Here is a 13,023-nt window from a genome sequence, read left to right as displayed (position 1 = left end):
TAAGGGCTCCCGGATTGACGGCGTTCGGGTCAGACGGGACCCGCCGCCGTGTCGGCGTAGCGCGGCACGGTACGGGACCAGTGGTAGCACCCGCGGATCCAGCCGGCCATACCTTCCACATAACCGACGGCCGAGGGACTCAGCCGCGGCCTGATCTCCTCGAAGAGGCCGACGAACTCGTCGGTCGTGCGGTTGATCTGCCGGATCGCCAGCATGACGGCGACCGGCAGGGAGCAGCGGCGGGCCCGCTGGTGGGCGAGGGCCAGATTGATCACCCCGCCGGTCCGCCGCTCCTTCGCCGCGGAGTACAGATCGGGGATCCACACCGCCGCGTCGGCCGACAGCCGGGTCAGCCGCCGCACCACCGGGTGCTGGAGCTCCGCGTCGGACAGTTCGCCCGGCTGCGCCGCCTCGCACAGCGGATGGAAGGGTTCGACCCCCGCGGTCAGCGACCGTATCGACGTGCACAGTCCGGTCGGCAGCGGAGCGGTGTCGGCCTGCGCCACCGCCTCGTACAGCAGACCGTGCACGTACTCACGGCTCTTGACGGCCCATCGCGCGGCCTGGGCGGGTGTGCACCGCTCACGGACCCGCCGGTGCAGATCGGCCAGGGCCGCGCCGAGCGGCGTCGACGGCGGCGCGTCGTCCCGCAGGACGGCGATGCTCTCGTCCAGCATGGGCAGCAGCCGGCCGGGCCCCTGCCGGCCGATCTCCTCCGCCCGGTCGTCGAAGACGAACTGATAGGCGATCTGATCGGCGACGATCTGCAGCAGACCGGAGTCCATCTCCGGCCCGTTGTAGGAGGCGAGCTGGGCCGGGCGGGTACGGGAGATCATCTCCGGAACCCAGTCTTCGTTCGCCAGTCCCGTCTCCCGCAGCCACTTCTCGACACCTGCTGTGACCTGGTGCTCGTGCGGATTGCTGCGGAAAGGGAACGGCATGTGCAGATGGGTGTCGATCAGTTCGTTGAGCGGGGGGCCGGGGATTCCGTGCAGTGCGCCGGCCGCGATGTCCTCATGCGTGGTCGACAAGGGTGTCACCCGCCCCCCGGTATCGCCGGTCGAGCCCGTCCCCGCGCGGTTCGCAGATCATCTGCAGCGACCGGGGGCCCAGTGTCACCGCGGGGCGCACCGGAGCGACGGGCCCCGGGGGGTGCCGCAGTCGCCAGCGCCGGGCGATGGTCGCGAGCGCCACCGTGCCCTGCGCCATGGCGAAGGCGTCCCCGAGGCATTTCCGGCTGCCCGCGGAGAACGGGACCATCGCGCCGTACGGCTGGGCGGTGTGCCCGCCCGTCAGCCACCGCTCGGGCCGGAACCGCTCGGGGTCGGGGAACGACGAGGGCGCGTGGTGCAGCAGGTACGGGCTGTACAGAACGGTGGCCCCACGCGGCAGGCGGCGCCCGCCGAACTCGACGTCCCTGGTGGTGGACCGGGTGAAGAGCCAGCCGGGCGGGGAGTGGCGCAGGGTCTCGCTGAGCACGGCCCGGGTGTAGGGGAGACGGGACAGGTCGTCGGAGGTGGGGAGGGCGCGCTCGGCCAGTACGGAGTCGACCTCGGCGTGCAGCCGGCGCTCGGCCTCCGGGTGCTGTGCGAGCAGGCTGAACGTGGAGGACAGGCCCAGGGAGGGGCTCTCCGACCCGGTGAGCAGCAGGGAGACGAGCTGGTCGTGCACCTCGTGGGGGGTCACCCCGTGCTCCCCGGCGTCGGCCGCCGCCAGCAGGGCTCCCAGCAGATCGTCGCGCGGCTCGCCCGCTCGGCGCTCGGCGATCGCCGCGTCCACGAGCCGGTGCAGACGGGTGACCGCGTCCCGGTACCGGCGGTTGGCGGGCAGGGGCACCCGGAACAGGACGTCGACCGGGACGACCGTACGCACGAACAGTCCGTGGACGATCCCGGCCAGGCAGTCCCGCACCTCGGCGCTCCTCGCCGCGTCGAGCGAGTCGGAGAGGAGGACCCGACTGATCGCCCCCGTGGTCAGGGCCATCATGGCCGCGTTGATGTCGACCTTCCGTCCTGCCCGCCACGCGCGGCACACCGACTCGGCCTCCTCGCCCATCACCCCCGTCAGGCCGGCGACGCGGGACGGGCGGAAAGCGGGCTGCAGCAGTCTGCGTTGCCTGCGGTGATCGTCGTGCGGGCAGGTGACGACCCCGTCCCCCATGAGGGCCCGGAGCCGCTCGTAGAGAGGGCCGCCCTTGTCGAAGGTGCGGGTGTCCCTGAGCATCTCGTGGACCAGTCGTGGGTGGCACACCACCCAGGCGCGTACGGGACCCAGACGTATCTCCACCAGATCGCCGTACGCGGACAGAGAATTCAGAAACTCCAGCGGACGCCGGAACAAGGCGATACCGTGTCCGACGGACGGTAATATGCCGGGTGCGATTCCCGACCTCCAGGTCGGTGCCGTTTCATGAACGCAATTGCTCATCGAATACCACCTGTCCCGAGTGACACAAACGGAATTCAGTGAGTCCACATAGAGGAGTCCACATACATGTGGCACTCGAACCTTGTCCTGCCCATACCGGACCGGCAGCCGACGCGCCTCGTCCCGTCGCCAAGGGGGCGCACGGGTGCACCAGGGAGCGCAAGGAATTGAGATGTGCGCCCCACGGAACGGGCCGGCCGAGCCCGTGCCGCGGTGATCGTCATTCGTGTCGCGCGGCAGTCTCCGCGCTCACCGGCGCCCGGGGGACGGACGGGACGCGTTCACACTCCCGAAGGCGGGGCCGTGCACACGGCCCCGCCGCGCCGCGGTGAGGAGGCCCCACGAGGAGCGGGGACACCCCTTCACTCCCTGCCGCGGACGACGGCGACGGGACAGTCGGCGTGGTACAGCAGTGCCTGGCTGACCGAACCGAGCAGCATTCCGGTGAAGCCGCCGTGACCACGGGCCCCGGCCACCACCAGCTGGGCCCCCCGGCTCGCGTCGAGCAACGCGTGCCGCACCCGCGCCCGCTCCAGGCGCAGCTCCACGGCGACCCGGGGACGGGCGTCCCGCCACGGGGCCACCGCCTCCGCCAGCAGCTTCCGGTGCCGCTCACGGAGCCGGTCGAGATCCACCACCACGTTCAACGGATCGGCGGGTCCCTCGTACGGCGTCGGCTCGCTCCAGGTGTTCCACACGTGCATCGCGACCAGCGGCGCTCCGCGCAGTTCGGCCTCGGCGAAGGCGAAGTCCGCCGCCGCGGCCCCGGCAGACGAGCCGTCCACGGCGAGGAGCACGGGCCCCTCGGGAGCGGGACGGCCGCGGACCACCAACAGCGGACCGTGCCCGTGCGCGGCCAGCTGCACGACCGTCGAACCCAGCAGCAGATCCCCGAACCCGCCGCGGCCCCGCCCGCCGACCACCGTCAGCACCGCGTGCCGCGACTCGCTCCGCAGCACCGTCAGCGTCTCGCCGGACGCCACGGTCCTGGCGATCTCCAGCCCCGGTGAGCGGTCGTGGGCGCGCTGCTCGGCCCACGCCAGGGTCCCGTGGATCATCGGGCCGAGGTCGGCCGGGCGGCTGAACGCGTGCACGATCCGCAGGCGCGCGCCGCGCAGCAGGGCCTCCTGCGCCGCGACGTCGACCGCGGCGAGACTGGACGGCGAACCGTCCACTCCTACGATCACCGTGTCGTTCACCACTCGCTCCCGTCCCCGGCCACGGCGGTGTCTCCGGGTACCCACGGGAGGCGGCCCGTACCCGCCCCTTCGATCTGCGGCGACACGGTTTCCCCGGACATCCCCGGCCCGTCGCGCATCCTGTCCATCGGTGACGACACCCATGTTCCGGCCGAATGGCGGGATGGCACCATTACCCCCGTGAGGTGGATCACCCGTGCCGTTCGACGGCGCGGCCGGCACCGCGCTTCGGACATCGTCGACAGAGGAACCGGGAAAACCGGGAAAGGGGACGGGCTGTGCCTGCTCCACGGATGAGCACCACGCCGCTGCCGGGCATCGGCGTGAAGTACGACCTCACCACGCGCGAGCACGAGCACCTGTCCGTGATCGCGCACCGCGACGGTGCCCGCACGGTCAACGTCTACCGCTCCGACGACCCGGACGCCTGCGCCCGTTCGATACGGCTGACCGTCGCCGAGTCGACCGCGCTGATCGACGCGCTCATGCCCGCCCACCACAGCCCCAACCTGTTGCACACCACCGATCTGGGACTGGTCGCCGAGCGCATCGAGCTGACCGCCGCCTCCCACTGGAACGGCCGACTGCTGGGCGACACCCGGATGCGCACCGACACCGGGGTCTCGATCGTCGCCGTGCTGCGGCGGGCCGAGGCGATCCCGTCCCCCGCGCCGGACTTCCGGCTGGCAGGCGGGGACACGCTGATCCTGATCGGCACCCGCGAGGGCGTCGACGCCGCCGCCGCGATTCTGGGGCGGGAGTGAGCGAGTGCACTCCTCCGCAACCTTCCTGATCGAGTTCGGCGCGATCATCCTCGGGCTCGGCCTGCTGGGGCGCCTCGCCGGACGTCTCCAGTTCTCCCCGATCCCCCTCTACCTGCTGGCCGGCCTCGCCTTCGGCAAGGGCGGGATGCTGCCGCTCGGCGCGAGCGAGGAGTTCGTCGCGATCGGCGCCGAGATCGGCGTCATCCTGCTGCTGCTCATGCTCGGCCTGGAGTACACGGCCAACGACCTCGTCTCCAACCTCAAGACCCAGTACCCGGCCGGCCTCGTCGACATGGCGCTGAACGCCCTGCCCGGCGCCGCCCTGGCCCTGCTGCTCGGCTGGGGCCCGGTCGCCGCGGTGGTGCTGGCCGGCGTCACCTGGATCTCCTCCTCCGGCGTCATCGCGAAGGTCCTCGGCGACCTCGGACGGCTCGGCAACCGCGAGACCCCGGTCATCCTCAGCATCCTGGTGCTCGAGGACCTGGCCATGGCGGTCTACCTGCCGATCATCACCGCCCTGCTGGCCGGCGTCAGCCTCGCGGCGGGCAGCGTCACGCTGGCCGTCGCACTGGGCGTCGCCGGGCTCGTGCTGTTCGTCGCCGTCCGCTACGGGCGGGTGATCTCCCGCTTCGTCTCCAGCGACGACCCGGAGAAGCTGCTGCTGGTCGTGCTGGGCCTGACCCTGCTCGTCGCGGGTCTCGCCCAGCAGTTGCAGGTCTCGGCGGCCGTGGGCGCTTTCCTGGTCGGCATCGCCCTGTCCGGGGAGGTCGCTGAGGGCGCGCACAACCTGCTGGCACCGCTACGGGACCTGTTCGCCGCCGTGTTCTTCGTCTTCTTCGGGCTGCACACCGACCCCCAGTCGATCCCTCCGGTGATCCTGCCCGCCCTCGCGCTCGCCGTCGTCACCGCGCTGACGAAGATCGCCACCGGTTACTGGGCCGCCCGCCGGGCCGGGATCTCCCCCAAGGGCCGCTGGCGTGCGGGCGGCGCCCTGGTCGCCCGCGGGGAGTTCTCCATCGTCATCGCCGGTCTCGCGGTGACCGCCGGCATCGAACCGGACCTCGGCCCACTGGCCACGGCGTACGTCCTGGTCCTGGTCGTCCTGGGCCCGCTCACGGCCCGCTACACCGAGCCCATCGCGCTGCGCCTGACCGCCCGGCGCAGCGCGTCCGCCGACATCGCGCCCGCACAGGTCGCGGTGCCGGCCGCGGAGACGCTGGAGCCGGTGGACAAGAGCCGGCCCGAACGCTGAACCGGCCGACGCCCGGCCGGCGGAAGAGGCCGGGACGCCGTTCGGATCGATCAGGTCGGCTCCGGTGAGCGGTACCCCGCAGGCGAGCCGGGCGGTGTCGCAACCCCGCGCCCCCGGCAGGAGCCGAACGGCACTGCCTCTACTCCTCGAGCCGTACCGGCATCAGGAGCGAGAACGTGTGCGCGTCGTCCGGCCGGCGGATCGCGAGGGGTGTGGTGGGAGCGCCGAACTCGAGAATCAACCGGTCGTCGCCCCCCGCGGCGAGCGCGTCCAGCAGGAAAGCGCGGTTCACGGCGACGGGGTCCCGGCCGTCGCAGCCGTCCCCGACCAGGGCGACCGAGCCGTCCTCCGTCACCTCCAGCACGCTGAGGCCTGCGGACGTCCCGCCCTCCCCGCCCGCGCGGACGGGGCCGGTACGCACCGCCTCCCGGAAGGCCGGCGCGTCCACCACGACGCGCCGCCCGGCCGGAAGGCGGACCAGCCGCCGGTAGTCCGGGAAGTCGTGGTCGAGGCACTGGCCGGCCGCCTGCCGCTCCCCGGTCTCCAGCGTCACCCGGTCACCGTCCACGGCGAGCCGGACCTGTCCCTCGCCGTCCAGCAACGCACGCATCGCGTCGGCGAGCGGAAGGGGCACGGTGACCTGGACGAGGGACCCGTCGTGCCCGTCGGCGGCGGCGCGCGCCACGGCCATCCGGTACCGGTCGGTGGCGACCAGGCACAGCGCGCCGCCCTCGACGTCGAAAAGGATCCCGCCGAGCATCGGCAGCTCCGGGTCGGTGCCGGCCGCGAACCGGACCGCGTCCAGCGCGGCGGCCAGCCCGGAGCCGGAGAGGGACAGCCGTACGGCGGTGTCGGTGCGGAGCGAGGTCATGGGGTTCTCCCTGTGGTCGAGGACGGCTCGGAGCGCGGAGAACTCGGCGCGGGCATCGGACAGCCCCTGCTCCAGCCGGCGCAGATGCGCCCGGAGCAGCTGTCGTACGAGATCGGTGTCGGCGCCCGTCCAGCCGGCCAGCACCAGCCGGATGTCCGCCAGCGGCATCCCGGACCGGCGCAGCCGGGCCAGCAGCCGGGCCTCGTCCAGCTGCCCGGGGGCGTACCAGCGGTAGCCGCTGGCCGGATCCACCCGGTCGGGGACCAGGACACCGGCACGGTCGTAGAACCGCAGGGCGCTCACGCCCAGCCCGCTGTCCCGGGCCATCTCACCAATGCTGCGCATCTCGCTCTCCACGCCGGAAACCCTGGTCCCTCGACAAGGTCGAGGGTCAACCCCGGCCCGCCCTGTCCACAGCGACTGTCCGGGGAGGGCCGTACAAGTGAGGGCTTCGCCCGGCCCGGCGGGCCTGGGGCCACCGGCGCACGGGAACGCGTCGGACCGGCATGGACAGCACTGGGACGGCGCGGCGCCTTCTCGGGCGCGACGCCGCGGGCCGGTCGTACGCCGAACCCACCAGCGGGCCCGGCGGCCGCACACCGGTCCGTACGGCCCTCGTCGCGCAGTGGCGGGCCGGGTGCCGGACGGTCCCGGAGCACCGCGACGGCCTGTGGGCCTCCCTCGCCGCTACGGCCGGTGAGCGCGCGACGGTGCCGCCCGTGCCCTTCCCCGCCCCCGCTGCTGCGACCGCCCCCCGGAGGACACCCGCAAGGAGCTCACCAGCCCTCCGGGCCCGCCGGCTCCGTGCCGACCGGCGCCAGCACGGCGAGCGTGCCGGCCGCCCCGCGCAGCGCCAGCTCGAGCGGGCCGGGGGCGTGCAGGGTGCCGGCGCCGTCCGGCGGGACCAGCCACTCCAGACGCCCGGCCGGCCGGTAGGGCGGCGGCACGGCGACCCAGGACCCCCGGCCCACGTGCCGCACCCCGAAGCCGATCCATTCGCCGACCGGGTCGGGCGGCAGGAAGAACCCCACCCTGCGGGCCGTGACGTCCACCAGCGTGGGACCGGGCGCCTTCAGGGGGTCGCGCCACAGGATGTCCAGGGCGAGCAGCCCGAGACGGTCGGGCACGCTCAGCACGTCCCAGTACCGGCCCGCCGCGAGCAGCGCCGTGCCCTTGCCGTGGTCCCACTCGCGCTTGCACTCCTGCGGGTCCGTGGCCGCCGCGGCCAGCCACTCGACGGCTTGTCTCCACATGGCGCTGTGCATGTCCCCACCCCGGGCGCGGTCGGCTGCGCCGCTGGGGGCGCATGCGATACGGACATGCTGGTGGATGTTTCTCTTCGCCGGAAGGGTGGCGAGGGCTGGCGTTCAAGGAGTCTCGTCCGGCTCCGGACGACGGCGCCTTCCGGCCGGCCCGGCCGGCGCCGGGGCCCGCGGCCCCGGCGGGGTCCGGACGAGACGCTCCGGGGTCAGCCGTCGCCTTCCGCGCGCTCCGCGTTCCGCTTCTTGATCCGGGCCGCCTCCTTGCGGACCTCGGCCTGGGTGGCGCGCTCCCGCTCCAGCCACTCGGGGCGCTCCTCCTTCAGTGCCTCGATCTGCTCGGTGGTGAGGGCCTCGGCGACCCCGCCGCGCGCGAGGCCGGCGATGGAGACGCCCAGCTTCGCCGCGACCACAGGGCGGGGGTGGGGGCCGTCGCGCCGCAGGTCCCGCAGCCACTGCGGCGGGTCCGCCTGGAGCGCGTTCAGCTCGGCGCGTGAGACGACACCGTCCCGGAAGTCGGCGGGGGTGGCGTCGAGGTACACACCCAGTTTCTTCGCCGCGGTCGCGGGCTTCATCGTCTGGGTGCTCTGGTGCTGCGTCATGGTGTCCAGGGTATCGAGCGTGTGCACGGCCGCCGACCACGGCCGGTAACCTGGCCAGGTGACAGGCTCGGAAGTGTCCCCCTCGTTCCGGCTCGTGTACGTACCCGGCGTGATGCCCGACAAATGGGTGCGCATCTGGAACGAGCGGCTGCCCGACGTACCACTGACCCTCACGCAGGTCCCCGCCGAGGCGGCGCAGGGCCTGCTGTTGGGCGGTGACGCCGACGCGGGCCTCGTCCGGCTGCCCGTCGACCGTACGGTCCTCAGCGCGATCCCCCTCTACACCGAGCGGACGGTCGTCGTGGTTCCCAAGGACCATCTCGTCACGGCGGTCGACACGGTGTCCCCCGAGGACCTGGCCGACGACATCGTGCTGCACCCCCTGGACGACGTCCTCGACTGGGAGAGCCTGCCCGGGCGGCCCGCACTGGAACGCCCCGCCACCACCGCCGACGCGATCGAGCTCGTCGCGGCCGGGATCGGCGTGCTCGTCGTACCGCTGTCGCTCGCCCGGCTGCACCACCGCAAGGACCTCACCCACCGGCCGCTCGAACCGGCCCCCGGGTCGAGCGTGGCGCTGTCCTGGCCCGAGGCGGCGACGACGGACCGGGTCGAGGACCTCATCGGGATCGTCCGCGGCCGGACCGTCAACAGCACCCGCGGCCGCAGGCAGCAGCCCGCGCAGGAGAGGAAGTCCGCGCAGGAGAAGAAGTCCGCGCAGGAGAAGAAGTCCGCGCAGGGGAAGAAGCCCGAACGCGCCGCCCGACGGCAGCAGCCGGCCGGCCGCGGCCACCGGAGCGCCACCGGCGGCACACCGAAGAGCCCGCGGCGGGGCAAGCCCCGCCGCGGGTCCTGATCCGGTCACCTGACCGTCGGCGACGGCGACGGCGTCGGGGACGCGGTGTCGAGGTCCTCCAGCCCCTCGGGGATCTCCAGCGCGAGGACCGGAGCACCCGCCTGCGGAGCCGGCGGGGTCACCTGCTCCCGTGGCATCTTCGGCGGGCTGGTCTGCTGGAAGTTGACCTGTTCGTGATTGACCAGCCCCGTCTTCTCCAGCACCGTGATGTGGTCGAGCACCGTGTCGTTGGCCTGGTCGGCCGGCTGCCGGACCGGGGTGTTCCTGGTGTTGGCCCGGATGCCGGCGATGACGGGGAAGATCTGCCTGTGCGTCACGCGCATGATGTTCACCGCCGTGGAGTCGAACTCCTTGCCGCTGGTGGGCCTCACGGTCTCCACGAACCCCTGCTGCTGCGGTGACGCCTGGTTCGGCGGCGTGATGCCGAGCTCCAGGGAGATCTTGCGGCAGCTCTCGTCGAGCCGGCCGTGACCGACGACCAGGTGCTCGCCCGCCTCCTTCATCTCCGCCGTCGTACCCCGCTCCCTCGCCAGCAGCCCCAGCGGGTGCTCCCACAACCCCGCCGCGCACACCCTCACCACGAGGTCGCGGTCCGCCTCGGTCAGCGGGCCGTAGTTCGTGTTGGCCACCACCCGGTCCTGCCTGGTGGATGTGTTCTGTGCGCCCAGCATGGTGGGACAGGCGAGCGCGGTGAGGGTGAGGATCATGGCTCCGCCCACGAACGCGGTTCCTGCCGTGCTGCGCGAGATGCGCATCGTGCCTCCTGGGACGAGAACGGCCCGACAGCAGGACGTACGGACGCCGGAAGCGGGACAATCACCGTTCGGGAAAGAATTTCCGGCCGGGGTCAGCGGGCGTAGGAGGCCTTCTGCGCCGTACTCACCACCCTGTCGCCGTCGGCGCGGCTCAGCAGCCCCTCGGAGACCCAGGCCGCCACGGTGGACCGCACCCGCGCCACCAGCGCTTCCTTGCCGTGGAAGGGAGCTCCGGCCCAGACCTCGTCGAGCAGGGTCGTGCCGTCGCCCCGGGCGGGGTTGGCGACTCCGGAGTCCACCGTGCCGAAGATCACACGCGGTTCCGAGCGCCGGACGTAGACGTGGGTCGGGTCCTCGGTGCCCTCCGCGAAGGGCGCCAGCTCGATGCCGTCCAGCGTGTAGTGCAGGGGTTCGTCCGGGACCGGGGCGAGGGAGGGCAGCAGGTCACCGGAGAGGCCGGCGTTGCGGTACAGCCCCAACCGCACGGCCTCCGGCCCCGGACGGCGGGCGACCAGGTTGACCGGGCCGTGGAACAGGGCCTGCAGCGTGGGGTCGTCGGGGGCCCGCTCCACCCGCAGCCGGAAGGGTACGGAGATCCGTACGGTGTCGCCGTCGCGCCAGGTCCGCGCGACCTCGAAGTAGCGGCCGGGGACCGGAGCGCCGGGCACGGCACGCCCGTTGACGGTCACCCGGAAGCCCGCGGTCGCCCAGGACGGCACCCGCAGCAGCAGAGCGAAGGAGGCCCGGCCGCCGCCGACGGTGAGCGTGCTGCCCTGCTCCTTTGGGTAGCGGGTGGTCTGCGTGACCGTGACGCCCTTCTCCGCCCAGGTCAGCCGGGAGGCGCTGTAGAGGTTGACGTACAGGGCGCTCCCGTCGGCCCTCGCGAAGTACACCGAGTCCTGGTACTTGGTGGCGCTCTCCATGCCGGTGCCCTCGCAGCAGGTGGTCCCCTGCTTGGGCGTGTAGTCGCGCACATGACCGGGGGTCAGGCCGATGAAGTAGGTGACGAGCGGCTTCTCCGCGTCCGGCCGGTCCTGCTTGGAACCGAGCACCTGGTTGAACAGGGTTCGCTCGTAGTGGTCCATGTACGCCGGATCCTGCTCGTGGAAGAAGAGCATCCGGCTCAGCTTGAGCATGTTGTACGCGCAGCACGTCTCGGCGGTGGTGTCGGAGACCGTGCCCGCGATCACGTCGCGGGCCTTCCAGAACTCGCCGCTGCTGGTGCCGCCGATCGCGTACGTGCGGTGGGGCACGACCATGTCCCAGAAGTTCTTCGCGGCCGTGAGGTAGCGCTGTTCGCCCGTCTCGTCGTACAGCCGCGCCAGGCCGGTGAGGATCGGGATGTGCTGGTTGGCGTGCAGCCCTTCCAGGACGTCGGTGCCGGCGGCGCAGGCGTCGATGAGCCGGTCCAGGTCGAACAGCTTGGCGAGCGCGAGATGCTCGGCCCGTCCGGTGATCGCGTACAGGTCGCAGACCGCCTCGACGACGCCGCCGAACTCCCCGCTGGAGAACAGGCCCCACATCCGCTGCAGAGTGGTCGCCGGCAGCACGGACAGCCGTGCGTGCATCCAGTCGCACATGCCGGACGCCAGATCGAGCGCCCGGTCGTCGTCCGTGGCGAGATACGCGTCGAGCAGTCCCCCGAGGATCTTGTGCGCGGTGTAGTACGGCGCCCACACCCGGGTGTAGTCGCTGCGGGTCATCGACTCCAGCTCGATGAACTGCGTCTCCGGGTAAGCGGCGAGGAAGCCCGGGTGGCTGGGCGCGCCCCAGGTGCGGCGCAGGGTGGCGTCGAGACCCCGGCCGGAGGCGTCCGCGAAGCCGGCCCCGGCCGTCTCGTCGAAGGCGTACGACGCGAGGTCGCCCCGGCCGGCGGGCGTGTCGGCGGCCCGACGGTTCTGCATCCCGGCGACCTCGGCGGCGGTCAGCGCCCGCGCGTAGACGTTGACGTCCTCGAGGGCGCCCGCGAAGACCGGATCGGCGGGGAAGTGGGAGCGTCCCAGCCAATGGTCCGCGAGGGTGCCGAGCGCGGCCGGGGTCAGCGTGATGGCCGTGTTCCGGGCCACGGCGGCGCCGTCGACGTAGAGGGTGCCGGTGCCGTCGGCCAGGGTCACGGCCAGATGGCTCCACTCGCCGACCGGCAGCGGCACGGCGCCGTCGAGGCCCTGTTCGCCGCCCGGCCCCGAGGTGGTGACGGCGAACCTCGGCACCCCGTTCGCGTTGCGGGCGGCCAGGTAAAGGTAGCGGGTGGTGCCGTCGCCGAAGTCGAGGATCCTGGCCCAGGCGGCGCCGTGGGCCGGCCGCACCCACGCGGACAGGGTGAGCGCCGGGGTGTCGGCGAGGACGGTCGCCGGAAGGTCCACGTACTGGTACGAGCCGCGCACGTTCTCCGCCGCGCGGCCGAACCGTCCCTCGACGCTCAGCACGGCCGGATCGCGCCGCAGCGCCTCCCGCACCTCGGTCAGGGCCCCGACCACGGTGGCGATCCGGTCGGCGAAGACCTGCTCGCCGGTGCTGCGGTACGCCTGCGCCAGCACGGTCAGGAAATGGCCGGTGTAGTGGCCGCGCAGATTGCCGTCGGCCTCCCCGTCCAGCCCCTCCCAGCCGCCGGGTGCGACCGCTCCCCGGGTGGACAGTCCGGCGTTGGCGCGGAAGACCTGGAGCAGCCGGTGCACGTCGTAGCCGCGGGCGTGGTCGAGCATCAGCTGTCGTTTGCCGGCGAAGACGCCCGGTCCGAGCGTCACGTCCTCCAGCCCGAAGGGCCGTACGGTCCACGCCGCCGGCGCACCGGAGGCGCCGGCCCGGGTGGCGGGTGCGGCGACGGAGCGTTTGACGTCCGCCGTGGAGGCCGTGGTCGCCGTCAGGGCGGCGGCCCGGAAGAGGGTCCGTCGGGAGAGGGGCGGTGCCATGGATGCTCCTCTGTTCGATATCGCGAACGCTGTGCGAACAATCGACCAGACGATAGGGAGGAGGCGGAGGGGCGTCAACGGTCCGGGAGCGATCGGTTCCGGACGTTCACCGGGGACGCGGAGGACGGA

At 72.8% G+C, this 13,023-nt stretch carries 11 protein-coding genes; 3 read left to right on the top strand and 8 right to left on the bottom strand.

From position 1 onward, the window contains the following. Positions 1-29: 29 nt before the first annotated feature. From KYY02_RS17660 to KYY02_RS17650, 3 genes are all read right to left on the bottom strand, one after another. The gene (locus tag KYY02_RS17660; protein ID WP_371238930.1) at positions 30-1,040 is read right to left on the bottom strand and encodes a (-)-alpha-amorphene synthase; all 1,011 of its coding nucleotides are present in this window, start codon (positions 1,038-1,040) and stop codon (positions 30-32) included. Continuing rightward, entirely contained in the window at positions 1,015-2,427 is a 1,413-nt protein-coding gene (locus tag KYY02_RS17655; RefSeq protein ID WP_371238929.1) for a cytochrome P450, read from the bottom strand. The genes KYY02_RS17660 and KYY02_RS17655 overlap by 26 nt, the downstream gene beginning before the upstream one ends. Positions 2,428-2,789: 362 nt before the next feature. Continuing rightward, on the bottom strand, positions 2,790-3,626 hold the full coding sequence (locus KYY02_RS17650) for a universal stress protein (RefSeq protein ID WP_371238928.1): 837 nt from the start codon (positions 3,624-3,626) through the stop codon (positions 2,790-2,792). Between the two features lie 278 nt (positions 3,627-3,904). Here KYY02_RS17650 and KYY02_RS17645 point away from each other — a divergent pair, with 278 nt between their 5' ends. Further along, on the top strand, positions 3,905-4,390 hold the full coding sequence (locus KYY02_RS17645; RefSeq protein ID WP_503167868.1) for a cation:proton antiporter regulatory subunit: 486 nt from the start codon (positions 3,905-3,907) through the stop codon (positions 4,388-4,390). 4 nt (positions 4,391-4,394) lie between these two features. Next, positions 4,395-5,642 (top strand): cation:proton antiporter, encoded by a 1,248-nt coding sequence (locus tag KYY02_RS17640; RefSeq protein ID WP_371238926.1) that lies wholly within the window; start codon positions 4,395-4,397, stop codon positions 5,640-5,642. A gap of 139 nt (positions 5,643-5,781) precedes the next feature. Here KYY02_RS17640 and KYY02_RS17635 read toward each other — a convergent pair whose 3' ends face one another. The 3 genes from KYY02_RS17635 to KYY02_RS17625 all read right to left on the bottom strand — a co-directional run bounded on the left by KYY02_RS17635 (position 5,782) and on the right by KYY02_RS17625 (position 8,374). After that, positions 5,782-6,858, bottom strand: a complete 1,077-nt coding sequence (locus KYY02_RS17635) for a DNA polymerase III subunit beta family protein (RefSeq protein WP_371238925.1) — start codon at positions 6,856-6,858, stop codon at positions 5,782-5,784. 431 nt (positions 6,859-7,289) lie between these two features. Next, positions 7,290-7,778 carry a hypothetical protein gene (locus tag KYY02_RS17630; RefSeq protein WP_371238924.1) on the bottom strand — a complete coding sequence of 163 codons (489 nt, stop codon included), beginning with the start codon at positions 7,776-7,778 and terminating at the stop codon, positions 7,290-7,292. A gap of 203 nt (positions 7,779-7,981) precedes the next feature. Then, the gene (locus KYY02_RS17625) at positions 7,982-8,374 is read right to left on the bottom strand and encodes a DUF5997 family protein (RefSeq protein WP_371238923.1); all 393 of its coding nucleotides are present in this window, start codon (positions 8,372-8,374) and stop codon (positions 7,982-7,984) included. A gap of 58 nt (positions 8,375-8,432) precedes the next feature. On the opposite strand from KYY02_RS17625, the gene KYY02_RS17620 reads away from it, so the two are divergent. Continuing rightward, positions 8,433-9,230, top strand: coding sequence for a LysR family transcriptional regulator substrate-binding protein (locus KYY02_RS17620; protein ID WP_371238922.1), 798 nt, complete (start codon positions 8,433-8,435; stop codon positions 9,228-9,230). A 5-nt stretch (positions 9,231-9,235) separates the two neighbouring features. On the opposite strand, the gene KYY02_RS17615 is transcribed toward KYY02_RS17620, so the two are convergent. After that, positions 9,236-9,985, bottom strand: a complete 750-nt coding sequence (locus KYY02_RS17615; RefSeq protein WP_371238921.1) for a DUF4142 domain-containing protein — start codon at positions 9,983-9,985, stop codon at positions 9,236-9,238. Positions 9,986-10,077: 92 nt separating this feature from the next. Next, positions 10,078-12,894, bottom strand: a complete 2,817-nt coding sequence (locus KYY02_RS17610; RefSeq protein WP_371238920.1) for a beta-L-arabinofuranosidase domain-containing protein — start codon at positions 12,892-12,894, stop codon at positions 10,078-10,080. Positions 12,895-13,023: the final 129 nt, after the last annotated feature.

The sequence above is a fragment of the Streptomyces pimonensis genome (genome assembly GCF_041380215.1).
In the GTDB taxonomy this organism is placed as follows: Bacteria; Actinomycetota; Actinomycetes; order Streptomycetales; family Streptomycetaceae; genus Streptomyces; species Streptomyces pimonensis.
This window is presented reverse-complemented; position numbering and strand designations above follow the sequence as displayed.